A 395-nucleotide genomic window follows, 5' to 3' on the forward strand; every position below is an offset into this window, starting at 1 on the left:
CCTGGTGATGAGTCTGATTTGCCGAAGATTTCGACGAATGCTGACTTTGCCAATGGTGCAACTGAGGTTGTTGCTGGTGCGCAGGTTGACGATACGGTGACCTATGAGAACTTGGTTCCGGGTAAGGAATACACCCTTAAGGCAGAGCTGATTTCCAAGGCTGATGGCAAGACTGTTCTGGGTGAGGGTGAAAAGACCTTTACTCCGGATGCTGCTAACGGCGAGGTTGTTGTTGAGATCATTGTTGATGAGTCTGTGACTAAGCCGGTTGAGGCTGCGGTTGCTTTCGAGGAGTTGACTTCTGTTGAGGTCAACAAGGATGGCGAGGAGACTCCGGATGCTGATTCGGAGAATCCGAATGACATTGCTGAGCACAAGGACATCAACGATAAGGA

At 50.1% G+C, this 395-nt stretch carries 1 protein-coding gene; it reads left to right on the plus strand.

The window, feature by feature from the left end:
* The coding region (locus QP363_RS12725) for a VaFE repeat-containing surface-anchored protein (RefSeq protein ID WP_284764754.1) at positions 1-395 on the plus strand (395 nt) is incomplete at both ends.

Origin of the sequence: Corynebacterium sp. UMB6689 (assembly GCF_030215295.1) — a bacterium.
Taxonomy (GTDB): domain Bacteria; phylum Actinomycetota; class Actinomycetes; order Mycobacteriales; family Mycobacteriaceae; genus Corynebacterium; species Corynebacterium aurimucosum.